This window comes from Kordia sp. SMS9 (genome assembly GCF_003352465.1).
Classification (GTDB): domain Bacteria; phylum Bacteroidota; class Bacteroidia; order Flavobacteriales; family Flavobacteriaceae; genus Kordia.
Genome location: NZ_CP031153.1, coordinates 4,450,006 through 4,472,689, shown reverse-complemented (window position 1 = coordinate 4,472,689; position 22,684 = coordinate 4,450,006). Strand labels below are relative to the sequence as shown.

Genomic DNA, 22,684 nt, shown 5'->3' with positions numbered 1-22,684 from the left:
TTACTGGTAGCAAAAGGTAGCAAAGTCTAAATAATTCTTTTTTTTCGCCATATTGCAGTAAATTAGTCACATTGAAAAAACACCTACTTTTTTTCCTTTTTTTTTGTGTTTCGTTCGCTTATGGACAAACAAAACAACAACAAATAGATTCAATTTCTGTTCTGCTGAAAACTGAAACTTCGGATTCTTTGCGTGTAAAATATGCTATTAATTTGGGTATTTTAACAGACACTTCAAATCCATTATACGCAGAACAACAGTTAAAAAATGCATTGTCAATTTTAGATGATTCATATACACACAGTGATCAGTCAAAACAAAAAGCGTTAGCATACGATTGTTTGGGAATTATTGAACGCAGACGTAATAATTACGATAAAGCATTACACTATTACTTAACGGCTCTTGAAATTAAAGAAAAAGCTAAAGATTCGTCAAAAATTGGCCGCTCGTATCATAATATTGCCATGTTGTTTCGTTCGCAAGGAAAATATGACAAAGCTATTTCCTATATGAAGAAAGCTTTAGTAATGCGCCGTAATGATAGTTTAGATTATGGAGTATCGCTAAGTAATTATGGACATTTTTTATACTTGAAGAAAGCCCATGATAGCGCACTTATTGTTTTAGATAGTGCCAAAAATTATTTTACGGCACCTCTTTATCTATCAGATGTAAATAGATATAAAGCGAAAATATACAGAGATAAAAAAATGTATAAAAAAGCTTTAGAGCTTCACAAAAAAAATCTTGTCATTTATAAAAAAGAAGAAAAAATAGAGCGGTTGGCTTCTACGATGAAAGATTTAGCGTATAGTGCTCGAAAAATGAATCAATTTGATAAAGCATCAAGATATCTCGATAGTAGTGAAGTATTGGCTGCTCAATATGGAAATAAATCATTGTTGGGACACTTGTATTTAGAACGCTACAAGATTCAACGCGATCAAAAGAATTACAAAAAAGCATTGTTCTATTATAGAACGTACAAAAAGTATAGAGATTCTTCTAAAACCCTAGAACAGTCAGCACGTTTTGAAAAACTGGTTTTAGAATTTAGGTTTAAGCAAGAATCGTATCGTGACAGTTTGCAAGCTTCCACAGAAAAAATAGAATTACAACGAGTTGCCAAAACACAACGTTCGCAAAAACGTTTGTTCGCTATTTTATTTTTTCTTGCAGTCATTGCGTTGGTCAGCTTATTTTTTCTGTATCGCTACAAACGAAAAATTGCTCTTAGAAATCATCAAAAACAAGAGTTAGAGACTGAATTATTGAATGAAAAAGTGAATTTTCTTCGTTTTAAAACAGAACGTTTATTGATGGATAATAAGATGCGTATTGATTTTAAAAAAGAACTGCTAGATACTATCAAAGACCTCCAAACAAAAGACAGTAGTTCGGGTGTAATAGAACGTTATCAAACAATTTTAGTGCAACTTAAAAACCAAATTACTACTGAAAAACGATTAGATAGTGTATCAGAAGTAAACAATATGTCGGAAGCTAATTTTGAAATAGAATTAGCCGAACGCTTTCCTACCTTGACAAAATCAGAACGTGAAATTTGCCATTTAATGTATCTCAATTTAAGTCTGAAAGAAATTATGAATGTGCGCAATGCAACGTTATCTTCTATCAAATCTGCGCGCTATCGTATTCGTAAAAAGTTAGACGTTCCAAAAGGAGAGGAGCTTGAGTTGTTTATTAGAAAGTTACTTTAGTTTATGAGTTTTGAAGAGATTCAATGAAACAGCAAATTCACAAAAACAAATCAACAAAGAGACAAATCAACAGATCAACAAAAAACATCACTTTCCACCCAAATACTCACACTCTTGAAGCGATTTCATTCCGTCAAACGGCACAGGCGTTTTTTGATAATCATACGCAATGTCTAAGTTTTTTGACAAATGATGGTCGTCCACATTCATCACCACATCTTTCATATTAAATTGACACGGATGCTCATAACCAGCAGCATGTGTGATCTCAATAAATTCTTTACGGAAGGTTTTAAAATATTGTGCCAATCGCACCGACTTCAACGTTGGATCAATTCCGTTTTGCAACCATTTACTTTGTGTCGCTACGCCCGCTGGACAACGATTGGTATGACAAACCTGCGCTTGAATACAACCAATGCTCATCATGGCTTCACGCGCTACATTGATACAATCAACGCCCATCGCAAAAGCCATCGCAGCTTTGGCAGGAAATCCTAACTTTCCACTACCAACAAACACAATGCGTTCGCTGAGTCCTTTATCTTGAAACAATTTATACAAATCGGCAAAACCATAAACCCAAGGTAACGAAACGTGATCTGCAAAACTTGGAGGCGCAGCACCAGTTCCGCCTTCGCCACCATCAACTGTAATAAAATCAGGTCCTTTTCCGGTAGTTTTCATAATATCTGCCAATTCTTCCCATTGACCAAGTTTCCCAATAGCAGCTTTAATTCCCACAGGCAATCCAGTAGCTTCTGCAATGGCTTCTACAAAATCTACGAGTTCAGGAACATTAGAAAATGCTTTATGATTTGGAGGCGATAATACATCTTTTCCAACTTCTACACCTCTAATTTTAGCAATTTCAGGTGTAATTTTTTTTCCAGGCAACACACCACCTTTTCCTGGTTTGGCACCTTGCGATAGTTTTACTTCAATCGCTCTGATGAATGGATTTTCGTTTACCAATTTGACCATTTTTTCCATGGAAAACCCGCCATCTTCCGCACGAACACCAAAATATCCTGTTCCAAAATGAAAAACGACATCGCCGCCGTGACTGTGATGTGGAGACAAACCGCCTTCTCCTGTATTGTGATATGCATGCGCTAATTTCACGCCTTTATTCATCGATTCTACCGCTTTGGCGGAAAGCGATCCAAAACTCATCGCAGATACGTTAATAATAGAAGCAGGACGATACGGACGTTTTCTTTTGTTGAATTCGCCCATGACTTTTGCACACGGTAAAAACGACTTATCCTCAGCATTCGGATGGTTTTCCGCTACTTTATACGGCATCATGGCATTGTTGATAAACATGTGATGATGTTTGTAAATATCTCTATCGGTTCCGAAACCTTCGTAATTGTTTTGTTTTTTGGCAGAGGCATAAATCCAACCGCGTTCTATACGATTGAAAGGTAATTCTTCTCGATTGTTCGCTACAAAATACTGGCGAATTTCTGGTCCGATACTTTCAAACATATACCGAATGTGTCCCACAATAGGAAAATTATGACTGATGGTATGTTTCCGTTGAAAAACATCTCTAATAGCAATTAAAAGTAACACAATCAAAATCCACATCCACCATGAAATATTGCCTAAAAAGTTTAAAACTGCGTCCATATCTTGTTAGTTGTTGAGGTAATCTAAAGTAAGTTGAACAAATGTTTTTACACCGAGTTTCATACCACTTTCATCAATATAAAAATCGGGCGTATGATGTGAAGTTGCTTCTTGTTCTAAAGGTTTTCCTCCTAAGAAAAAATACAATCCTGGCACTTCTTTTTGGAAGAAAGAAAAGTCTTCCGCACCTGTAATTGCTTTAATTTCTATGACATTTTCTGTTCCTGCCGCTTTTTGTAGTGACGGCAACATTTGTGCAGTTAATTGCGGATCGTTGTACGTAATTGGATAGCCTTTGGCAATCTCAATCGTAGCTTCTGCTCTGTATGCTTTAGCGATTGCGGGAACCATTTCTTTCATGCGTTGATTGATGAATGCTTGCATGTCATAATCTAACGTACGAATGGTTCCGATGAGTTGTGCTTTTTCAGGAATAATATTACTTCGTACGCCGCTTGTAATTTTTCCCACAGTAATAACAGCGCCTTCTTTTGTCAATTCAGATTCTCTACTGATGATGGTTTGCAAACCGTCAATGATTTTGGCACTTGTTACAATCGGATCCACACTTGTCCAAGGTCTTGAACCGTGACTTTGCTTTCCTTTGATGTTGATTTCAAAGCTTTGTGAAGCTGCCATAATTCCTCCAGATTTGTAACTGATGGTTCCTACATCATATCCTGCACTGATATGCAATCCGAAAATGGCATCAACATCCGGATTTTTTAACACACCTTCTTTTACCATGAGTTCTGCGCCGCCTTCTTCACCTTTGGGCGCACCTTCTTCCGCAGGTTGAAAAATGAACTTTATCGTTCCTCTTATTTTGTCTTTATGTTTGGAAAAGATTTCAGCAACTCCCATGAGAATCGCAGTGTGCGTATCGTGTCCACAGGCATGCATTACGCCCGTTTCTACGCCGTTAAACGTTGTTCTTACGGTAGATTTAAAAGAAACATCTGTGCGTTCTGTTACGGGAAGCGCGTCAATATCGGCGCGTAATGCAATGACTTTCCCTGGCAAATCACCTTTTAAAACGCCAACTACGCCTGTATGTGCCACGCCTTTTTGTACTTCAATACCAAGCGATTTTAAATGTTTTGCTATTTTTTCAGCCGTTTTAAATTCTCTATTTGATAATTCTGGATTTTCGTGAAAATCGCGTCGCCATTCAATGACTTTCGATTCAATAGCGTCAATATCTTTTTCAAGTCCGTGTTGCGCATTTACAAAGGAGAAAGCCAGTAAAAAGTAGGCAAGAAGTGTTTTTTTCATAATTGGTATCATTGTATTCTCAAATATATTCAAATTTTTGGTTTGTTTCCCTAGAATTCAAATTATCACATGAAGTTCATAAAAAAAGCTTCCAGTTCACTGAAAGCTTTTGTTGTATTTCTAAATAGCTGTTATTTTTGTCCTGCACACATTGGACAAACAGTATTGAAATCTGATTCACCACCTCCCACAATCTTTTTCATAGTAAGTTGAGAAACAGGAATTTTTTTAATTTTTGTTTTTTCATGATTTAATAATTTTAAGTTATTCCCTAAAATTATATAAGTTTCCTCGTTTTGAATTACGGGAATGCCATAGATTTCTATTTTAATTTAACGTAAGTTCGACGTAAGAAATCGTCATATTATTCATAATTTACTAAAGAATAGGTCTTTGTCCGTTCGATCGCAGTCGAGAACACTAGAAAACTGTGCGTTTCAATCGAATCTTGACTGCACTCGATTTGATACTTGTTATAAGTACTTAAAAATCAGTTAAATGTGGTGTTAGTTGTATCGAACTCACATTAAATTATGATAGTTTACGAATTGGTTCTGGAAATAGTGCCGCATACGTACTCAAGACTTCGTAGGCATTTTCACAAATTCCCTGTGTAGGGTGATTGTTCACGGAATGATTCCAGCGCAAAGCGATCATATTTTTATAGACATCTACAAACGGAACATCCGTTTGCACATAATATTTGTAATACAAGTATAATGCGGCAACCGTTACAGCACGACTTCCGCCATCGTCACAATGAATCACTAAGTTTCCTTGTGCATAGAAATCAGTCTTTCCGTCAGCCTTTTGTTGTGTTGGCGATGGAAAATTGAGTAATTGTTCCGCTTCCAATACCGCAGCAACTAACGTATTGATTTCATTTTCGTTGTTGTTTGCCAAACCGACTTTACGCAGTTGATTGAGGTAATAATTTTCATTAGCAGCTTTGTCAAAAGGTAACGCAGCTCTATTATCTATTCGTGGATCAGAGAACGGAATTTCTAAATCTTTTGCATCATTTGCTTCAACGGCAACATTCAATATTGCTGCAATTTGATTGTTGATAATGACTTTTTCTGAAAGTAAAAAACCTGCGCCTACAAATATATATTGTTCCGTTACTCCTTTAGGAACATTGGCATTTGGAACTTGAAAGACACATGTCATGGTAATGTTTGGGAAGTTTCCTGCGGGAACAGGTATTTGCGAGCCAAATAAATCACGTGGATCCATAGTTTGCAATTCTTGACAGAATGTTTTTTCTACAGGATCTACAATCGTTTGGTCCGTATCGCCATACATTAATAATTGCGGAATTTGTGTCAGCGAATATGTTTTATCGCCATTATATGTAAGTTTCCAAACCAAATCAAAACAGGCTTCTGCCCATGGAGTAATAGGAACATCTTTAGTGCCAAAAGCAGTTGCAATTGCTTCAATATCGGTATGTTGCCATGCAATTACGATGTTGGAATCGGTATACGTATGATCATCAAAAATATGTGTCACCATTTCTGGATATTGATACTTTAAAAATCCGTCATGAATTTTTTTATGAAAACGAGTAGCCAAAGGAGTTACGGTTTCTACAGGACGTTTGCTTGGACTTTTCAATCCGACACCAGCCGCAAAAACATGGTCAATTGTACCAAAAGTAGCTGGGAGATAGTAGGCGAGTGCGGCGGCGCGTTCGTACCCTTTGGTGGATAAGTTTTCATTTGTTGCTTCAGCAGGTTTTTCTGCATGTCGTATGATCAAGATTTCTTTTGGATATCCCATGGAAATAATTTTTTCTAAAAGTAGCAAAATATCTGAAAGTGTTGGCAACGTAGTTTCACGTAATTTTTACAAATTCATAAAAGGAATTCATCAAGTCAAAGTAACAATTCATAGATTGAACTTTGGCAAGAAACCAACTTTTTTCCTACATTTAAAAAAGTTAACGAATACACGCACTCATGAAAAAAGTACTTACTCTCACATGCCTTTTGTTATTTCAAGTAAGTTTTGCACAAACTTCTGATACAGATGAAGTTTCTAAGGAAACTAAAAACGGTTCCAATGCATTTAACGATTTTTATCCGATTGCTGTAAAACCAGCACTTGGGTATTTGTCAAACATGAATTCGCAAGAAGATATCATTTTTGATGCAAAACCTGTAGTGTATTACAGTATTATCAATGATATTATTGAAAGGATGCAAAGTGACGACAATAAAGCTGGAAACGCTTTTTATCTTTCATTTCAACCGCATATTCGCATGTATGCAGAAAACTCGAAGCCTGTAAAAACGCCTTCGTATCGCATCTTATTTGGCTGGCAACACATGATTAAAACCAAGAGCAATAACTTTTTTACTTGGGCAATTGAAAGCGGACATTATTCCAACGGCCAATCGGGTTGCGCTTTTTTATCGGGAGAAGAAGACGAATCCATGCCGTGTACAGATTTTCATGCTACGATTACTGATGAAAGTAATCTTTCGGAATTACTTAACAGAACCAATGGAAACTTTTCTACAAATACCACAAAACTATCGTTGAATTTTCGATTCAATGAATTAAATGGCGATGATCAACCATTTAAAATCCATTCGTTTACAGCTTCTTGGGAGCTGTATCATAATCGCTTTTTCGGATTGTTTGATTTTGGTGGTTACTCAGACTTTGACATCCGTATTTATGGCAGACATCGTTTCGGATTGGGCTATGAATATATCTATCAAGTAAAACCGAAATTGCGCTATGCTATCGAACAAAAATTTGAAATCATCCAAGGCGCACATCCTTTTGTAGAACCAGTACGCAGCGAAACCACTTTTACGGTATATCCGTTTAATCGTGATATTGGATTTTTTGCAACCTACGTTTATGGACATGACAATTATAATTATCGCTTTGTAGATTCTGGAAATCAACTCGGTTTTGGTGTCAGTTGGGATTTATTTCAGCCTTTTCAAATTAGTCGTGCCAAGATGAAAGCGTTGTAATTTTAGTTTTATAATCAAATAGACATTCGTATTGAAAAAACTTCAAAAAATAGACAAATTCGCAAAAAACAAATCCACAAACAATAAAAAAATCCTATCATTGTACTGTCTTTAGTAAAAACCTATGTTCGATCAACTATTTTACAAAACGGTACTGAGCTACAAAGCACAATCTAAAAAACCGAAACACAAAAAACTCATGTCGCAGGCAACTACGTACATTACAGTGTTGCACCTCAGTATTTTATGTGTATTGTGTATCGTATTAATCAAAGCGACCAATAGTAGTTTCTTATTGTTCACTTCCATATATCTGCAAATTTTTTATGTTGCCTTGGCGGGAATTGTCTTGTATCTGTTTAATGCACTGTATTATAACGGAAAACGCATGTTACAAATCAAAAACAAAGCAATCAAAGAAAATACAAAACCAACAGAAGTTTGGAAACTATGGAGCATTCCAATCGTCATATTTGCATTAAGTTTTATTTTGCTAAAAGCAGCTTAGGAACTTTAAAACTTTAAAACTTAAATTTTAAATGTTAAATGCTAAATGCTAAATGTTGAATTTTAAATGGCTTCAAAGAACATATTGACAAATTGACGAATCGACAACTAACAATCAACAACAAACACTCTTGCAAAGAAAACGCTATTACTATCTCATTACGCTTCAATACTTAGGATTTCGCTATCATGGTTGGCAAAAACAGCCTGATGTAAATACCGTACAGCGCATGACAGAACGTACATTAGCGTATGTTTTCGGGCACAAAAACTTCAAACTCTTAGCTTCAGGTCGTACAGATGCCAAAGTTTCTGCAAATGAAATTGCGATTGAATTGTTTTTAGACAATGAAACACTTGACATTCCAGAGTTTCTGCCATTGTTCAACAAAAACTTACCACAAGATATTCGTGCATTGGCAATTACGGAAACCAATGAGAAATTCAACATCATTCAACATCCGAAAGTAAAAGAATACATCTATTTATTTGCATTTGGAGAAAAATATCATCCGTTTGCGGCACCGTATATGACCAATGTTTTAGGCGATTTAGACGTGGAATTGATGAAAAAAGGAGCAAAGCTGTTTGAAGGCAAACACTATCTAAAAACCTACTGTTACAAACCCACCGAACATACGGTTTTAGAAGGCGAAATTGAATTGTGTGAAATTATTGAAAACAAACTTTTTACCGCAAGTTTCTTCCCCGAAAATAGTTATCTATTGCGCGTACAAGGCGCGGGATTCAAACGGCATCAAATCCGCATGATGATGGGAACATTAATTCTACTAGGAAAACACGAACTTGATCTTGATTTCATCAAACGTTCGTTATTGCCAGGTTCAACATTAGAAGTCAACTACATTGCACCAGCTTCAGGATTGATGCTTAACAAAATGACTTTTAAGGACTTATAGCGTATTTGACTCTTGTTTCAACTCTAGATTTCGCCTAAGTTAATCACTTCAAAAGACAACCTTTAATTCATAAACCAACGGTATCATTACTTGTTTGCGCATATTTTCCATGCTACTTTCATGCTATTATTAATTCAAAAATATAAAAGCATGTTAGAAAAATTCAAAACAAGAAGCATTCAAAATCCACAAAACATTCAAGGTGGCGCCACAGCGGAAGATATTATCATTACGGATGATCTTGGATGATCAACGGAAGCTATAAATCAATACTAACTTAAAACGTATTCATATGTTAGAAAAATTAAAAACGCAAATTATTGAAAATCCACAGAACATTCAAGGTGGTGCAGCAGACGCAGATGATTTTATTATTGATGATGCAATTGATGGAGTATAAATGATTAAAATTCTAAAACTAAATTAGAAAAAATCAAAACGCAAATTATTGAAAATCCACAGAAAATTCAAGGTGATGCAGCAGACTCAGACGACTTTGTAATTACTGATGATTTAGATGGATTATAGAAATAAAGAACAATAGAAAGAGGTTTAAAAAGCCTCTTTTTTTGATTTAAAACTACAAAATAGTTGTATTTTCAATCAAACAAATCTAAGTAAGTCTAGAAAGTCTAAACCTAATCACGTCGTCTATTTCTTGAACGAGAATTTCGCTTCTTATTTCTTGAGTTTGAACTCGAACCTGAATTTGAAGAATTACCAGTGCTATTTTTTTGACTTCCACCAGAATTACGACTCGATGATAGTTTCGATTTCTGTCGCGATCGCTGTGGACGTTCTTGTTTTGGTGGTGGTGTAAAATTTGGATCTGCTTCAAAACCTTCAATCTCTTCTGCAACTAACTTTTCGCCTAACAACTTTTCAATTCCGCGAACATACTCATATTCTTCCGCAGAAACTAAAGAAATTGCATCGCCACTTGCACCAGCGCGACCTGTACGTCCAATTCTGTGTACATAATCTTCAGGAACATTGGGCAATTCATAATTAATCACATACGGCAACAACGGAATGTCCAAACCACGCGCCGCAATATCTGTTGCCACTAAAATCCGAATATCTCCTTTCTTAAAACCACCAAGTGCTTTGGTACGTGCATTTTGTGTTTTATTTCCATGAATGGCAGCTGCACTAATATTCTTAGCAATCAACTTCTTTGTCAAACGATTGGCGCCGTGTTTCGTGCGTGTAAACACCAAAACCTGACTCCAATTACCATCAGAAATCAACTTGATCAACAAAGCCGTTTTCTCAGGTTTATTTACCTTATATACGATCTGATTTACCTTCTCAGCAGTCGTATTCTCAGGAGTTGCTTCTACCGAAACAGGATGATGTAAAATGCTATTCGCTAACTTCTTAATATCTTTTGAAAACGTTGCCGAAAACAACAAATTCTGTCTTCGTTTGGGCATCAAATCAATCACACGTTTAATATCGCGCAAAAATCCCATATCCAACATTCTATCGGCTTCATCCAACACTAACATTTCAACTTTTGCCAATGATAACGCTTTCTGACTGTGTAAATCGAGTAATCTTCCAGGTGTTGCCACCAAAATATCGATGCCGTTTCGTAAGGTTCTAATTTGTGGTTTCGCGTTCACGCCACCAAAAATTACGGTAGATCGAATGTCTAAAAAAGTGCTATACTCCTGTACATTGGCATACACTTGTGCCGCCAATTCTCGCGTAGGCGTTAAAATCAACGCTCTAATTGGTCGTCTGCGTAATGGTGGTTCTTGCGATAACAATTGCAACATAGGCAAGGTAAAACCTGCTGTTTTTCCAGTTCCTGTTTGGGCAGATGCTAAAACATCTTTGCGCTCTAAAACTAACGGAATTGCTTTTGCTTGAATGGGAGAAGGCGTTGTGTAGCCTTTTTTGCTGATGGCGCGTAATAAGGCATCAGATAATCCTAATGATTTGAATGACATAAAAATTGTTTGTGAAATGACAATCTTTATGATAAAACCTCATTCCTGTGTGAAAGTCCAAAAGTACAACCATTTTTTGGATACGTCCTTACATTATCAATATAATAATCACGTACAATTACGCATTGACAATCTTACAAATTCCAATTAAATTCGATACTTTTAGAATTCAAACCCTAACCAATATAAAACCATGAACACAAACGACATTAAAAGCGTGGCAATTTATCCTCCAATCGGAATTGCACGCATTGGAAACTCCCAAGAATACTTTTTTGCACCAGACATTCCAGGTGTAGAAATTACGCCAGAAGGCGGCTATAAAGACGGTGACGGACGCGTAAAGAAACAAGTTGCCCGTTTCCGAATCTATGCTTTGGGCGAAAATGATACTGTTTTAGGTGAAATCACTGAAACTGAAAGTCAAAACATTCATTGGCGCATTCAAGTAGCTAATGTAAAAGCGGCTTGGTATATGTTCAACAATGCCTTAGATGTACCCGGCGCAGGAATTCCTTCTGCATACAGAAATGCAGATATTACAGATGATGACAGAGCACAATTAGCAATAACACCAACACCTGTGAGTATTTCAGGCAGAAGCGAAAAAGGAAAGGAATACAATTTTGATGATGGCGAATTTTTTGGAAAAAAAGTAAAACTCGGTCATGTAGAAACAGATGAAGAAGGCAGATTGCTCTTTTTTGGTGGCGATGGCGATTCGGCATCAAAAAAGAACAAACCCGCCATTACCTTTGCAAACAATGAAGGTTGGCATGATGATACCTGTGACGGAGTTGTACGTGCAACCGTAATTATTGGCGGAAAAGAATTTGAAGCAGAACCTGCAAATGTAGCGGTAACACCACCAAACTTCGGTCCAGGATTGTACGGAGTTGTTACGATGAATGATGTTGTACAAGATTTATTCATTCGTGAAATGAACTATCCAGATCCTGCGGCAGATGGTGTTGTCTTTTACGAACATATTTACCCAATGTTGGAACGTATGACGGATACGCAATGGGTAAACCAAGGTTTCTTTATGTTATTTGGAAAAAATTCTCCATCTGACTTTACAGATCCTGTACTCAAAGAAAAATTAGAAAGTCCTTCGGAAGATCACAAAGCCTTGCGTGAACGTATTTTTGAATGGTTCCGAGATCCAGAATCAAAAGATTATACACCTGCAAAAGTGCCACCTTTTTACGGTGATGGTTTTGGTGAATATGAGAAAATTGCCATTGTCGATTTACCAATTACACAAATACAATACGCACGTTTAAAAAAATGGGCAAACGGAGATTTTACTACAGGACATCCTAAAGAATACATTCCATTTGGAAAATTATCGCCTGCAGCGCAAGTAAACGCACTCAACCAAGCACCGATGGAAGAATGTTTGGGTGGTCCTTTTCATCCAGGAATTGAATTGACATGGCCCATGCGCGTGAAGCAAATGTGGAAAAAACCATACAGACTCAACGTAGTGGCAGAAGGAGAAGCAACCGATTTAGATTTTGGGCCGTTATTATCACCTTCAATTGTTTTAGGAGAAGTTTCTTTAGGAAAAGATGGTCCTTTGGCAAAAAGTGGTCCTGGCGCGTTGACACGTTGGTTGGGCGTTCCGTGGCAAACAGATGAAGCAAGTTGTTTATCGGGTTACGATCTTACATTATACTTACCATTGCCATCATTTTGGGCGGCGCGTGTACCCAATCAAGTGTTGAGTGAAGATAGTTACAAGCGAAGTATAGAAGCTGAAAACTTAAATATTGCGCAGCGTTTAAAGCATTTTGACTATCGTCAAGATTGGTTGCGCGATTTAGGTTCTGTCTATCAAACAAAAATCAATCACATGATTTCGGAGTGGCATGAATTGGGAATCATTGCCAAAACGGAAAGTGAAGTCGCAAACGCAGATGGTTTCTTGCCAAATGTGGTTTGGAAAGAAACGGAACGTAAATTCGGGGAACATGACCCAACATTTGATCAAGTCGTTACGGCAGAAACCATTACAGAAGAAAAAGATACGGTATTATTGAAAGTAGCTACGATAGAAGGCGAAAAAGAAGTCAAAGCAAAAGCGGCTTCACATTCTGAAACAAGCACTCGTAAAAGAAGAAGAGTTTCTCGTGGCGAACGATAAACATACATATCAAGTAATTATAGTCGGTGGCGGTCCTGCGGGAATCGCCACCGCTTTAACCTTGCATGCGAGAGGAATTCACTGTTGTGTGGTGGAAGCGTACGAAACACCTGTTCGGAAAGCTGGAGAAGCCATTCCGCCAAATGCAAAACCGTTGTTAAAGCAATTGGGAATTTTGTCGTTGGTTGAAAATGAAAAACATACTGTGTATTACGGAAATAAAAGTTGCTGGGGAAGTGATTCGTTGCAACAAAAAGAATTTATTTCGGATCGCATGGGACATGGTTTTTTGTTAGATCGATTGCACTTTGAAACACAATTACAAGAAACGTATCAAAAAACCGATCAAGGGTTTTACAAAGGCTTCAAGCTGAAAAAAGTAGTTTCAGACGGAACGAATGTAAAAGCGATCATTGAAAATTCAAACAAAAATAGCACACTTACAAGCGATTTTATTATTGATGCTACAGGACGAAAAGCTTCGGTATGTAGACATTTTAACGTGCAGAAAGAAAATTTGGATTCACAATTCGCGTTGACGTTTAATGTGAAACTTCCCAAAAAAATACCACATGAAATTATGGTAGAAGCTACTGAAAATGGTTGGTGGTATGTAGCGCCGTACTCGGAAAGAGAAGTCACTATGATGTTTTTTACGCTGCAAGAATTACTTCCCAAAAAAGAAAATGCCAATACTTTTCTTCAAGATGAATTAAACAAAACCATTCATCTTTCAAAAGTCATTCAACATATAGAGATAGACACCGTAAAAATGATGCCTGCGGGTACAAGTTGTTTGTCAATTCCGTTTGGAAAAAACTGGTTGGCTGTTGGCGATGCTGCGTATTCGTACGATCCTATTTCTTCGTATGGAATTACTTCTGCGTTGGCTTCTGGATTTTACGCAGGTCACGCAGTGGCAGATTATTTGGCAGGAAAACAAGAAGCGTTTTTAGGATATCGTTATGTGGTTGAAAATGCGTTTAGTGCGTATATGCAAAAATTAATCATCCATTATTCCCGCGAAAAACGTTGGTCAGATAGCTTTTATTGGAAAAATAGAATTGCACATATATTTGACGAACAAAAAATTGTGAAAAAAATGTAATTCCTGTATTTTGCGGCATGTTACTAGTTAATTTTGCGTATGCCATTGTTGGATATTTGTACTTATGGATTCGTTATATGGACAACGATAAAGTACAAGAAGTAAAAGAAGAATACTATGAAAATAGCTATGTGACGGCTGGAGCCACTGTATTACTTTCAGTCGTTGGAACGATTTTCTTTATTGTACTTTTGATAATTTTGATTGGAACGTTTTATATTGTTTTTACACGTCCGCCATCGCCTTATTAATAGAATTTTCTACACCATCTTTATTTCGTATTTTAGTAAAAAATAATCAACGATGAACGAAACGATCCCAAGAGAAGCTTTTGCTTTTTTGAAACGACTACAAAAGAATAACAACCGTGAATGGTTTACTGAACATAAGAATGAATTCAAGGAAATTGAAAGAGAGGTAAAGCAGTTTGTGAATCAATTGGGGGAACATTTGAATAAACACGATCAAATTGATAAAGTAAAGGTATTTCGTGTGTATAGAGATGTTCGTTTTTCAAAAGATAAAACGCCGTATAAAACACATTTTGCAGGTAGTTTTCACAGAGTAAAACCAAGATTGCGCGGCGGTTATTATATTCAGATTAAACCGAACAACGAATCGTTTATTGCGACGGGTTTTTGGGATCCGAAAAAGGAGGATTTGCTTCGAATTCGTAAAGAAATTGAAATGGATGATCAAGAAATTCGCGGAATCATCAACGAGGACGGTTTCAAAAATGTTTGGGGCGAATTGGAAGGAGAGGAAGTGAAAACCGCACCAAAAGGATTTAGCAAAGAACATGCGGCAATTGATTTAATCAAAAAGAAACAATTTATTTTTACTAAAAAATATACCGATAAAGAAGTGATTGCTGCTAGTTTTATGGAACAAGTGAATGGCGATTTTAAAGCAATTCGCCCATTTTTTAATTTTATGAGCGAAGTGCTAACGACCGATTTAAACGGTGTTTCTTTGATAGAAGATTAAAAATCGTTGCATTTGTCATCACAAACAGATAAACAACTGTCATTAATTGTTGCTATATCGCAATGTTTTCCATCATAATCTTTTGAAGTATGCGTAATGTCCTCGCACTGTAAATACGAATAAATAGTAGCACAGATGATACCAAAAGTAGGTAATACACCTCCTTGAACTCTACTGTCTAGGTTGGAAACGGTTTGCTTCTTTAATTTTAAATTTGATAAGGATCTTTTTTTCATGATTTAAAAATTTTAAGTTTTTAGATCATAAAAAGTAACACATGTAAAGATAAACAGCTAAAAAAGTAGTTAAAAGGTTGTTAAAAAAAGTTAAAGTGCAAAAAACAATAAGACTAAAGGTGTTGATTACTAGTTTTTTAGCTGATAATCTGCTAAGTTTTTGTCGTAATTAGACTTTCCAGTTTCGTATTTCTGAGCTGCTTCAGGATTTGCTAAAATAAAATTACTATTTGTAGCATTTCCGAAAATTTTTGAAGTTTCATAGACTATTTTTTCAGCTTTAAAATAATCTACAAAAGAGTGTAATGCTTCAATAGGCTGTAGTTGACCGTTGGTGTTTTTATATACTTTTGTATTCAAATAAGAATCTTCTAAATAAAATATTTGTACACCAGAAATATTTTGTGGTTTTAGCACGACATCCTGCGCATTAAAGGTTGTATCGGTATAAAACGTGATAACTTGCACAGTTTCTAAATCGTACTCATCATTAAATAAATCTGTTACGACACGTTTAAAATTTGATAAAGAATCACCTTTAATATACAAATGGTAGGAATCTTTATCATCTATATCTTTGTGAGAGCCCAACCAATATTGCATCGCAAATGTATTATTTTTAAGAGTTATGTTGCGAAAACCATCCGCAGGAAGTTTCTCTCTAATAAAATTACAGGAAATTAAAATTGTACTAACAATGACAACAAATGCAATAGGAAACCGCTTCATAACTTATTTTCTAAAAATAGGTCACAAAGATATTGAAAATGTACTACAAATGTAAACTTGTGGTTGTTTTAGATAACTGCTGTAAACGATACGTCTTTTTCAAAAAGTAACACATTGTCTTTCAGTCGTTCTACCACAATATTCATCATGCGTTTATTTAACGGAGACGAATTTTGAATATACTCTTGGTATTCTTTCAGCGTAAACTGTCCGATAATCATTCCTTTTAAAGAATTGCGAAACTTCATATCTTTTTGAATGGCATTTTCGATATACTGCAAACGTTTTTCTAGCGATAAATCGTAAAAAACATTCTTTCGTTTGATGATGTAATTTCGAAAAGCTGCAATCAGTAAGGAACTTTGAAGTTTGATAACTGGACGAAGTGTGGAATTTTGAAAACGCTCGTCATTAGACATATTTTCAGAAATGGATTTCGGAGAAATTTGTGGACGCGCTTTCACTAAATCATTTTCTCGATCGTTCATAACACTAAAGTTTTATTAAATTTAGAGATAATAGATGTTCATTTTCAACAGGTTATAAACAACTTGTTAACTATTTTATCAACAATACGAAAACAAAGAACAAATTTATATTTCCTGTCAGAATTCCGTATTTTTACACTTCCTAAAATGCTCAAAAATGAAATTTGGAAAAGTCACCAATCCTGAACAGATTGATTTTACAATCCCAAAAGATCATCCTGAAACGGAAGTTGTGTTGCAACCCTACAAAAATAACGAAAAACCGTCTGTTTATGTTGGTTGTGCCAAGTGGAATCGGCAAGATTTGAAAGGTTTTTATCCGCGTGGAACCAAAGATGAATTGCAATACTATTCGTCACAGTTCAATTCGATAGAACTCAATGCAACGTTTTACCGACTGTTTCCTGTTGAACAGTTTGAAAAATGGCGTGATAAAACACCCGAAGGTTTTAAGTTTTTCCCAAAAATCAATCAGGAAATCAGTCATTGGAAGCGTTTGAAAGCTACTGAAGCGCTTGTAGATCAGTACATTTTCCATGTTTCACACTTGCGTGAAAAACTCGGAACGATCTTTTTACAAATGCACACGAACTTTTCTCCAAAAGATTTTGACAGCGTTGTTCAATTTGTAGAATTTTGGCCAAAAGATGTCGCTTTAACGATGGAATTCCGCCATACAGATTGGTTCAATGATGAAAAAGTAGCGAACGAATTGTACCATCTTTTACAAGAAAATAATATTTCGAATACGTTGGTAGATACGGCGGGAAGGCGTGATATTATGCACATGCGCTTAACGAATAATGAAGCATTTATCAGATACGTTGGCGCCAACCATGAAAGCGATTATGCGCGTTTGGACGATTGGGTAGATCGTTTGGAACACTGGATTGAAACTGGATTGCAAAACATTCACTTTTTTGTGCATCAAAATCTGGAAGTTGAATCACCATTGCTATCAGCATATTTCATCAAAAAACTCAATGAGCGTTTACAAATAAATTTAACAGTACCAAGAACCAATTCAGAACCCCCAAAACCACAGACGTTATTTTAATGAAAATAAAATGTTGAATGCTAAATGTTGAAATTTAAATAAAAAGACTTTTTGAGATTCATGCTTCAAACAAGAGAAGCGTTGAGAAGAAGCAACTATTAAAAGTTACAATAAAAAACTCAAAATTTTAAATGAAAACTAAGCCAACCGATAACAGCTAACGGAGCGGAGTAACCAACTGACAAATAGGAAGTTGAAAAATTTATAAGTTTAAGAGTTTATGTGTTGAAACGAAGTGCAGAAATAACAACTGTGCTAACAACTAACAACTAACAACTATAATAGAACCCAAGACCTAAAACAATGAGATTCCATACACGAAAATGGGTAAAACCCGAAGATTTAAATCCTAATGGCACTTTATTCGGTGGCCGATTACTAGAATGGATTGATGAAGAAGCAGCTTTATACGCCATCATACAGCTTGAAAACGCAAAAGTTGTGACCAAATATATTTCCGAAATTGACTTTAAAAGTTCAGCCAAAAAAGGAGATATCGTAGAAATTGGTATTGAAGTCATTAAATTTGGAAAATCCTCCATTGTTCTCAAGTGCGAAGTGCGTAACAAAATGACGCAAGAAACTATAATTACAGTAGATAATATTGTGATGGTGAATTTAGATGCGAACGGAAAAGCACTGCCACATGGAAAAACAAAAGTAGAATTTGTAAGTGATCGCTTGAATTCAAATACTGATTAAATCGCATACTTTTATAGTATAAAAAGGAGAAACACATTGGTTTCTCCTTTTTTTGTTTGCTTTTTTCTGAAAACCACTAGAGAAAAGATTGTGTTTTTTGAACTAAAAGCGTTAAAAAATTAAGAAAAGTATATTTATTTAAAATATAATTTCCTACAAAAAAATAAAAGTGTTAGGTTTGTAATTCAGCAATACTATCAAAAAACTTTAACAAAAGTTTTTATGAGCTCAATTTTAATTGGGCTCTTTTTTTTGTAACTTTATAAAGGAAGATATTAACATAATTTGCTGTTTAGTTACTATTTTCACATACTGATTGATTCGGCTTAATATATCAATCAGATACGTATAACGTCCTAAATTATATAATTAAGGACGTTTTTCTTTTTGCAGAATAAAATACACGTAAATCGTTATTGCTGTTGACTTTATTTCCATTCACAAAAAATCTAAAAAGAAGTTAACAAATTCATTGTTGAAAAAAATAATTTTCAGTCTACAAAAGAATACTTAAATATGCACTGCAAAAGCATTCCCCGATATGAAAATTGTGCAAACAATTCCTGTATATAACAGAAAAAGTAAACGTGTAACCAGCTTGAAACTGGATGATTTTAATCGAATTGCGAATGAAAATGAAGAATTTTTTGACGTGCAAAGTGATTTTGTCATCATTAAAGATCGTTTTTTCAGAGCACCACATTTGGTAAAACCTTGGACATTTTGGATTGAAAACGGCAAACCGCAAGTTGAACCTTCGGAAAATAGAACCTACACCAAAATACTTTTTACCGTAGAAGCACCAGATAAGAATGAATTTGACTATAAAAATGATTTTAGAGCCATGAACCCACTTGCAGGATATTTTCAAAGCTTTAAAGCAGGTTTTTTGGAATTAATGCCGCAAATTTCAACAGTAGAAAGTGATCATTTTGAAATTACGTTTTATACTTTAGTTCCGTATCAAACCTCATTGCATTACTTATTAGGAAAAACAGGAAGCAACCAAACGCGGTTAAATTTTTGGTTTTACGGTTGGATCAATCTAAAGTACCGAAACGACTTTATGAATTACCTCAAACAGCACAAATTTGACTATTATATCAACGGAAGTACACGTGCTTTTAAAGGAATCATTTCACAGGAACTGTCGCGTGTCATTGATGTTGAATATCAAGTGCATCACCCAAATAGTGGTTTTTGGAAGCGAAAAAATATCAATTTGGGAATCAAAAAAATTGTACATTTAGAATTAACCGAAATTGAATGGACGTAATGAACTCGTTTGAACTTTTAAAGTTGGAATAATAATTGTATGTTAAGATTTAAATATCTAACTAAAAAAATGTGTAATATTGTAGTATACATAAACGTTAGCCTAAGAAATCAGGAATGTTGTTCACAAATCGTGTAAAATTGAAATTTCGTGTTGCCTTTGTTTGTATCTTTCTCGGGATGCTGACAATGCATGCGCAAAAAGATTCTACAAAAGTAAAGACAAACGACACTGATATCTCCAAAGGTCGTATCAAGCTTTCATTTCCGAAACCAAAAGAACCGCTAAAACCACAAGAAAAAGCGTCACAATTCATGGAATTTAAAACGCCAAGTTTATTTAAAAATAAGCGTTCTAGCTTTATTCCATTACCAAAATCCAAGCGTGCTTCTCTCAAAGAAGAAAAAGAAATTAGTTTTACAGGAGCGGAACAATATGTAACGCGCAACAAAGAATTTGAGCGGAAACTCAATAATAAAGATAAACAAATTCGCCCTGAATACAAAGTAGAGCAGTACTTGGGTGATTTTAAAAGCAATGGAAAATTTGTCGAAATTGTATGTCGAGATCATGAATTTGTAGACGGTGATCGCGTGCGTGTATATGTAAATGATGTGGTGGTGATAGAAAATATTCTGTTAGGTGCCGCCTACAAAAAAATAGACGTTACACTACAAAAAGGGTTCAATAAAATAGACTTTCAAGCCTTAAACCAAGGTTCTTCTGGACCAAATACTGCCGAATTCCGTGTGTATGATGACAAAGGTGAACTCATTTCTGCCAACGAATGGAATTTAACCACAGGTATCAAAGCGACGATGATTATTGTAAAAGAGGAGTAGTTTTTTGTTCTTCACATAGAGCGGAGTCGAAATATTATGAAATGAATTAAACTTTTCTTTGCTGCATTTTCCTGTCAGATTCAAAATTTTTATTGCTCATTATTTAGATTCATTCCAATTAATAACTTCTGTACAATTTCTTAACTAGATTTTTTTTGACTTTTTTGTATCTTTTGAAAGGATAAGAAAAATTTGTGACATGATAATTTCAAAACGATTCGAAGACGCCATTAGAAAACTGTATGAAGCATTTCATAACAACACCATCAATCCGGAATGTTGCAAACAGTGTGCGGTTGGAAACATCCTAGACAATACCGATAGTTGGAAGCATCTTTCAGACGATCACGGTTCACTAGAGTTGAACTATGTTGGAAAGGTGAATCAAGGTTTTGGACGTAAATTTGGCGGCTACACACCTGTAGAATTGTTAAAAATCGAAGCTGTTTTCTTAGATGCTTGCGGATATGAACTTCCATTTCATCACAAAAATAAAAAACCTGACAATCCCAGAGACAAAGAAATCCTTTTCAACGGACTTTCCGCAGTGATTGCGTATCTCTGTCAATTGGAAGGCATCTCCAACATTATGGATTACTCCAAACTATTCGATTACGAGAATGATCAACCAACACATGAGTTGGTTTTTTAGGTTTTTGGTGTTAGTATTGAGTATTGAGAAACTTTTCAAACACAATCCAGCTACTTCTCAAAAACGTTTTAAAAGAAAGTTAGCTTGAATTTATACTTGTGCTAACAAACAAGCTAAAACTACGATTCGTTGCGAGCGAATCATGGCAATCTGTTGCTTTCATGATCATATTTAAGTTGTTTCTATAATTTTATTCTGCATAATTCTTCATTGACTTCTAATTTTTCTTCACTCACGAAAAAAATCATTTTCATAACAATATCGTAAATACATTTACACTGTAAAAGCAACAAAAAGACGTCTTAAAAGCTTTCTACGAGCGACATCCGAAAAGCTTAAATAGAGTAGGAAAAACCAATTAAAATTTTAAATCATGTCAAAAGACAGATTATTATCTGGAGAAGTATTAAATAGAGGAAGCGAGATTTTCTCTGAGAATAAAAATTATAAGTTACGATTTTCCACTAAAGGAAATCTCTTTTTATACAATGCAATCAATGATGAGGTAATTTGGCGAACTCATGTCAAAGAAGATGATCGTAATAAGTGTATTATGAAAAATAGTGGTAGACTTGTCATACAAAGAGGAAGCGGAAAAATCTTATGGAAATCAAGTAATAGAAAGTATGCAGGTGGGTTTGCTAAAGTTCAAAATGATGGAAATTTTGTCATTTATTCTCCCACGTGGAAAACTAATACAGTAGGTAGATAATAAGCACCGTAATTTTTTTTATTGAAAACTAGTCTATTTTCACATTTTGAAAATAGGCTAATTTTTCTAAGCTAAATCCGTTTCTCCAACCAAGTTCTAAACGAATAAAAGTTTTGCGGAGTAACACCATGTCCCACAGGATATTCTTCGTACACGTAATTGAGCTTGTGTTCTTTCATAAACGGTTCAATCTGGCGTGCGGCTGCTACAGGAATGACTTGATCTACACTTCCATGAGAACAGTAAAAGTTTAAATGATGATAGTTTTTATCAGTATCAAAATCAAAGATATTGTGATTCAAATAACCGCTCAACGCAACTACATTTTTTACTTTTTTAGGATAGGTAAACGCTACAGAATAACTCAAAATTGTTCCTTGACTGAATCCTAGCAACGTTACATTTTTTGCATCCACAGGATAATTCGCAATAACTTCATCAATAAACTGTGCTACCAAATCTCTCGATTCAATCGCGTGTTCGTCATTGCTTATTTTTTCCGTCGCCGTGTAGTGAATGTCATACCAAGAATATCCGTATGGTTGCAAATCTCTAGGTGCGCGAACCGAAATCACAAATAGATTCTCAGGCAATTCTTTGGCAAACGAAAACAAATCTTCTTCATTACTTCCATAGCCGTGCAACAAAATAATCGCAGGTGCGTTTTCTGTTTCCACTTTTGGCATTCTGATGATATGATGGAGTGATAGTTTTTTTGGTTGCATGTTGAT

General features: G+C 35.4%; 22 protein-coding genes. 14 read left to right on the top strand and 8 right to left on the bottom strand.

Annotation, left to right across the window (positions count from 1 at the left end; translation table 11 throughout):
• Positions 1 to 188 precede the first annotated feature (188 nt).
• A complete protein-coding gene (locus KORDIASMS9_RS18955) occupies positions 189 to 1,724 on the top strand; it encodes a tetratricopeptide repeat protein (protein WP_162820053.1) in 1,536 nt (511 codons plus the stop codon).
• Between the two features lie 87 nt (positions 1,725 to 1,811).
• Here KORDIASMS9_RS18955 and KORDIASMS9_RS18950 read toward each other — a convergent pair whose 3' ends face one another.
• The 3 genes from KORDIASMS9_RS18950 to KORDIASMS9_RS18940 form a co-directional block, all read right to left on the bottom strand.
• Positions 1,812 to 3,362 carry an FMN-binding glutamate synthase family protein gene (locus tag KORDIASMS9_RS18950; RefSeq protein ID WP_114904360.1) on the bottom strand — a complete coding sequence of 517 codons (1,551 nt, stop codon included), beginning with the start codon at positions 3,360 to 3,362 and terminating at the stop codon, positions 1,812 to 1,814.
• A 6-nt stretch (positions 3,363 to 3,368) separates the two neighbouring features.
• Positions 3,369 to 4,637, bottom strand: coding sequence for an amidohydrolase (locus tag KORDIASMS9_RS18945; protein WP_114904359.1), 1,269 nt, complete (start codon positions 4,635 to 4,637; stop codon positions 3,369 to 3,371).
• A 531-nt stretch (positions 4,638 to 5,168) separates the two neighbouring features.
• Entirely contained in the window at positions 5,169 to 6,419 is a 1,251-nt protein-coding gene (locus KORDIASMS9_RS18940; protein ID WP_162820052.1) for a hypothetical protein, read from the bottom strand.
• A gap of 179 nt (positions 6,420 to 6,598) precedes the next feature.
• On the opposite strand from KORDIASMS9_RS18940, the gene KORDIASMS9_RS18935 reads away from it, so the two are divergent.
• The 3 genes from KORDIASMS9_RS18935 (at position 6,599) to KORDIASMS9_RS18925 (ending at position 9,057) form a co-directional block, all read left to right on the top strand.
• The gene (locus KORDIASMS9_RS18935; protein WP_114904357.1) at positions 6,599 to 7,630 is read left to right on the top strand and encodes a hypothetical protein; all 1,032 of its coding nucleotides are present in this window, start codon (positions 6,599 to 6,601) and stop codon (positions 7,628 to 7,630) included.
• A 124-nt stretch (positions 7,631 to 7,754) separates the two neighbouring features.
• Complete coding sequence (locus tag KORDIASMS9_RS18930) at positions 7,755 to 8,138, top strand: hypothetical protein (protein WP_114904356.1); 384 nt, start codon at positions 7,755 to 7,757, stop codon at positions 8,136 to 8,138.
• A 130-nt stretch (positions 8,139 to 8,268) separates the two neighbouring features.
• Positions 8,269 to 9,057 carry a tRNA pseudouridine(38-40) synthase TruA gene (locus KORDIASMS9_RS18925; RefSeq protein WP_114904355.1) on the top strand — a complete coding sequence of 263 codons (789 nt, stop codon included), beginning with the start codon at positions 8,269 to 8,271 and terminating at the stop codon, positions 9,055 to 9,057.
• A gap of 638 nt (positions 9,058 to 9,695) precedes the next feature.
• Here the strand turns inward: KORDIASMS9_RS18925 and KORDIASMS9_RS18920 are convergent.
• Complete coding sequence (locus KORDIASMS9_RS18920; protein ID WP_114904354.1) at positions 9,696 to 11,015, bottom strand: DEAD/DEAH box helicase; 1,320 nt, start codon at positions 11,013 to 11,015, stop codon at positions 9,696 to 9,698.
• A 193-nt stretch (positions 11,016 to 11,208) separates the two neighbouring features.
• On the opposite strand from KORDIASMS9_RS18920, the gene KORDIASMS9_RS18915 reads away from it, so the two are divergent.
• The 4 genes from KORDIASMS9_RS18915 to KORDIASMS9_RS18900 are packed head-to-tail and all read left to right on the top strand — an operon-like array spanning position 11,209 to position 15,259.
• A complete protein-coding gene (locus tag KORDIASMS9_RS18915; protein WP_114904353.1) occupies positions 11,209 to 13,164 on the top strand; it encodes a LodA/GoxA family CTQ-dependent oxidase in 1,956 nt (651 codons plus the stop codon).
• Positions 13,151 to 14,272: an NAD(P)/FAD-dependent oxidoreductase gene (locus KORDIASMS9_RS18910; protein ID WP_114904352.1), complete on the top strand. Its 1,122-nt coding sequence runs from the start codon at positions 13,151 to 13,153 to the stop codon at positions 14,270 to 14,272. Before KORDIASMS9_RS18915 ends, KORDIASMS9_RS18910 begins: the two co-directional genes overlap by 14 nt.
• 17 nt (positions 14,273 to 14,289) lie before the next feature.
• On the top strand, positions 14,290 to 14,523 hold the full coding sequence (locus KORDIASMS9_RS18905; RefSeq protein ID WP_114904351.1) for a hypothetical protein: 234 nt from the start codon (positions 14,290 to 14,292) through the stop codon (positions 14,521 to 14,523).
• Between the two features lie 52 nt (positions 14,524 to 14,575).
• Positions 14,576 to 15,259, top strand: coding sequence for a DUF2461 domain-containing protein (locus KORDIASMS9_RS18900; RefSeq protein ID WP_114904350.1), 684 nt, complete (start codon positions 14,576 to 14,578; stop codon positions 15,257 to 15,259).
• Here KORDIASMS9_RS18900 and KORDIASMS9_RS18895 read toward each other — a convergent pair.
• From KORDIASMS9_RS18895 to KORDIASMS9_RS18885, 3 genes are all read right to left on the bottom strand, one after another.
• Positions 15,256 to 15,495 carry a hypothetical protein gene (locus KORDIASMS9_RS18895; RefSeq protein ID WP_114904349.1) on the bottom strand — a complete coding sequence of 80 codons (240 nt, stop codon included), beginning with the start codon at positions 15,493 to 15,495 and terminating at the stop codon, positions 15,256 to 15,258. The genes KORDIASMS9_RS18900 and KORDIASMS9_RS18895 overlap by 4 nt on opposite strands.
• Before the next feature lie 129 nt (positions 15,496 to 15,624).
• A complete protein-coding gene (locus tag KORDIASMS9_RS18890; protein WP_114904348.1) occupies positions 15,625 to 16,224 on the bottom strand; it encodes a hypothetical protein in 600 nt (199 codons plus the stop codon).
• 68 nt (positions 16,225 to 16,292) lie between these two features.
• The gene (locus KORDIASMS9_RS18885) at positions 16,293 to 16,712 is read right to left on the bottom strand and encodes a glyoxalase (RefSeq protein ID WP_114904347.1); all 420 of its coding nucleotides are present in this window, start codon (positions 16,710 to 16,712) and stop codon (positions 16,293 to 16,295) included.
• 157 nt (positions 16,713 to 16,869) lie between these two features.
• On the opposite strand from KORDIASMS9_RS18885, the gene KORDIASMS9_RS18880 reads away from it, so the two are divergent.
• The 6 genes from KORDIASMS9_RS18880 (at position 16,870) to KORDIASMS9_RS18855 (ending at position 21,953) form a co-directional block, all read left to right on the top strand.
• Complete coding sequence (locus KORDIASMS9_RS18880) at positions 16,870 to 17,769, top strand: DUF72 domain-containing protein (RefSeq protein WP_114904346.1); 900 nt, start codon at positions 16,870 to 16,872, stop codon at positions 17,767 to 17,769.
• Between the two features lie 303 nt (positions 17,770 to 18,072).
• Entirely contained in the window at positions 18,073 to 18,471 is a 399-nt protein-coding gene (locus KORDIASMS9_RS18875) for an acyl-CoA thioesterase (protein ID WP_114904345.1), read from the top strand.
• Between the two features lie 541 nt (positions 18,472 to 19,012).
• Entirely contained in the window at positions 19,013 to 19,747 is a 735-nt protein-coding gene (locus KORDIASMS9_RS18870) for a hypothetical protein (RefSeq protein WP_114904344.1), read from the top strand.
• A 179-nt stretch (positions 19,748 to 19,926) separates the two neighbouring features.
• Positions 19,927 to 20,589 (top strand): hypothetical protein, encoded by a 663-nt coding sequence (locus KORDIASMS9_RS18865; protein ID WP_205318012.1) that lies wholly within the window; start codon positions 19,927 to 19,929, stop codon positions 20,587 to 20,589.
• A gap of 199 nt (positions 20,590 to 20,788) precedes the next feature.
• Complete coding sequence (locus tag KORDIASMS9_RS18860; protein WP_114904342.1) at positions 20,789 to 21,241, top strand: Na(+)-translocating NADH-quinone reductase subunit F; 453 nt, start codon at positions 20,789 to 20,791, stop codon at positions 21,239 to 21,241.
• A gap of 373 nt (positions 21,242 to 21,614) precedes the next feature.
• Complete coding sequence (locus KORDIASMS9_RS18855) at positions 21,615 to 21,953, top strand: bulb-type lectin domain-containing protein (protein WP_114904341.1); 339 nt, start codon at positions 21,615 to 21,617, stop codon at positions 21,951 to 21,953.
• Between the two features lie 71 nt (positions 21,954 to 22,024).
• Here KORDIASMS9_RS18855 and KORDIASMS9_RS18850 read toward each other — a convergent pair whose 3' ends face one another.
• Positions 22,025 to 22,678 (bottom strand): alpha/beta hydrolase, encoded by a 654-nt coding sequence (locus KORDIASMS9_RS18850; protein ID WP_114904340.1) that lies wholly within the window; start codon positions 22,676 to 22,678, stop codon positions 22,025 to 22,027.
• Positions 22,679 to 22,684 lie beyond the last annotated feature (6 nt).

Excerpts from the sequence above, each read along its gene's own strand:
- KORDIASMS9_RS18950 (WP_114904360.1), bottom strand. The coding sequence starts at position 3,362 with ATGGACGCAGTTTTAAACTTTTTAGGCAATATTTCATGGTGGATGTGG.
- KORDIASMS9_RS18945 (WP_114904359.1), bottom strand. The coding sequence starts at position 4,637 with ATGAAAAAAACACTTCTTGCCTACTTTTTACTGGCTTTCTCCTTTGTA.
- KORDIASMS9_RS18940 (WP_162820052.1), bottom strand. The coding sequence starts at position 6,419 with ATGGGATATCCAAAAGAAATCTTGATCATACGACATGCAGAAAAACCT.
- KORDIASMS9_RS18935 (WP_114904357.1), top strand. The coding sequence starts at position 6,599 with ATGAAAAAAGTACTTACTCTCACATGCCTTTTGTTATTTCAAGTAAGT.
- KORDIASMS9_RS18930 (WP_114904356.1), top strand. The coding sequence starts at position 7,755 with ATGTTCGATCAACTATTTTACAAAACGGTACTGAGCTACAAAGCACAA.
- KORDIASMS9_RS18920 (WP_114904354.1), bottom strand. The coding sequence starts at position 11,015 with ATGTCATTCAAATCATTAGGATTATCTGATGCCTTATTACGCGCCATC.
- KORDIASMS9_RS18915 (WP_114904353.1), top strand. The coding sequence starts at position 11,209 with ATGAACACAAACGACATTAAAAGCGTGGCAATTTATCCTCCAATCGGA.
- KORDIASMS9_RS18905 (WP_114904351.1), top strand. The coding sequence starts at position 14,290 with ATGTTACTAGTTAATTTTGCGTATGCCATTGTTGGATATTTGTACTTA.
- KORDIASMS9_RS18900 (WP_114904350.1), top strand. The coding sequence starts at position 14,576 with ATGAACGAAACGATCCCAAGAGAAGCTTTTGCTTTTTTGAAACGACTA.
- KORDIASMS9_RS18895 (WP_114904349.1), bottom strand. The coding sequence starts at position 15,495 with ATGAAAAAAAGATCCTTATCAAATTTAAAATTAAAGAAGCAAACCGTT.
- KORDIASMS9_RS18890 (WP_114904348.1), bottom strand. The coding sequence starts at position 16,224 with ATGAAGCGGTTTCCTATTGCATTTGTTGTCATTGTTAGTACAATTTTA.
- KORDIASMS9_RS18885 (WP_114904347.1), bottom strand. The coding sequence starts at position 16,712 with ATGAACGATCGAGAAAATGATTTAGTGAAAGCGCGTCCACAAATTTCT.
- KORDIASMS9_RS18880 (WP_114904346.1), top strand. The coding sequence starts at position 16,870 with ATGAAATTTGGAAAAGTCACCAATCCTGAACAGATTGATTTTACAATC.
- KORDIASMS9_RS18875 (WP_114904345.1), top strand. The coding sequence starts at position 18,073 with ATGAGATTCCATACACGAAAATGGGTAAAACCCGAAGATTTAAATCCT.
- KORDIASMS9_RS18870 (WP_114904344.1), top strand. The coding sequence starts at position 19,013 with ATGAAAATTGTGCAAACAATTCCTGTATATAACAGAAAAAGTAAACGT.
- KORDIASMS9_RS18865 (WP_205318012.1), top strand. The coding sequence starts at position 19,927 with ATGCTGACAATGCATGCGCAAAAAGATTCTACAAAAGTAAAGACAAAC.
- KORDIASMS9_RS18860 (WP_114904342.1), top strand. The coding sequence starts at position 20,789 with ATGATAATTTCAAAACGATTCGAAGACGCCATTAGAAAACTGTATGAA.
- KORDIASMS9_RS18855 (WP_114904341.1), top strand. The coding sequence starts at position 21,615 with ATGTCAAAAGACAGATTATTATCTGGAGAAGTATTAAATAGAGGAAGC.
- KORDIASMS9_RS18850 (WP_114904340.1), bottom strand. The coding sequence starts at position 22,678 with ATGCAACCAAAAAAACTATCACTCCATCATATCATCAGAATGCCAAAA.